The sequence below is a fragment of the Burkholderia sp. E168m23 genome, assembly GCF_016586125.1.
GTDB classification, from domain to species: Bacteria; Pseudomonadota; Gammaproteobacteria; order Burkholderiales; family Burkholderiaceae; genus Burkholderia; species Burkholderia orbicola.
Window position 1 is genome coordinate 1 of sequence record NZ_BCPP01001521.1, and the last position, 923, is coordinate 923.

A 923-nucleotide genomic window follows, 5' to 3' on the forward strand; every position below is an offset into this window, starting at 1 on the left:
CGTGGGCGCAGAACCGTCGCGCCGATCTCGTCTATCGTTGATCCAGGCGCTGCCGCGGCGATACGCAAAAAGCATGGAATAAACGCCCCGCCGAAACGTCTTCTCATCGCGCAGACGCGCGGTTCACGCGAACCGCCTTTCCTGTCGCCTGCGCGCGGCAAGGAGATCGCAATGAAATCGGCAACGTTGGTTGCGGCGCTGATCGCGGCGCTGGTGCTCGTGCTGTCGGCGGGCTGTACGTCGTCGGGCAGCGGTACGTCGCAAGGGCCGGGCATGAGCCGGTATGGCGGCTCCGGAGGCAGCGGAGGTGGAGGGGGTGGCGGCGGCTACTGACGCGCCGCCGCGAGGAAAGTGAGGCGACGAAATCGCGCGCGAGCACCGGAAGCCGGCCGCTCGCGCGCGACGCTCTACCCCACGGCACGACTCAACGCATCGCCTTCACATCGGCCGCCGTGACGCTCGCAGGCTGGCCGCCCCACGTCGCGCGCAGGTAGTTCGCGAGTTGCGCGAGTTCGTCATCGCTCAACGTCTTCGCGAAACCCGGCATCGGCTGCAGGTTTTCGAAACCGGCGAACTTCTGCTCGTCGATACCGTCGAGCATCGCGACCAGCAGGTTGCGCGGATCGCCCTGGCGCAGCGTCGAGTTGCCGTTCATCGGCACCGCCACGTGCGGCTTGCCTTCGCCGTTGAAGCCGTGACAGCCCGCACACACCGCGAGATACACCGAGCGGCCGGCGGCCAGTTGCGCGGCGTCGGCCGACACCGGCTTCACCGGTTGCGGCGCGGGCGGCGTATCGCCGAGCAGGTACGTCGACAGCCCGCGCAGGTCGTCCTTCGTCAGGTACTGCGTGCTCAGGTGCACGACCGGATACATCTCGCCGAACGCGGAGCCTTGCGGCGCGATGCCGACGCCGAACGAACGT

2 protein-coding genes are annotated in these 923 nt (G+C 68.0%); one reads left to right on the forward strand and one right to left on the reverse strand.

The window, feature by feature from the left end; genetic code table 11:
- The first annotated feature begins 171 nt into the window (after positions 1-171).
- A complete protein-coding gene (locus JMF90_RS38615) occupies positions 172-333 on the forward strand; it encodes a hypothetical protein (protein WP_023475988.1) in 162 nt (53 codons plus the stop codon).
- Between the two features lie 91 nt (positions 334-424).
- Here the strand turns inward: JMF90_RS38615 and JMF90_RS38620 are convergent.
- Positions 425-923, reverse strand: a 499-nt coding sequence (locus tag JMF90_RS38620; RefSeq protein WP_201326499.1) for a cytochrome c, incomplete at its 5' end; no start/stop codon positions are given.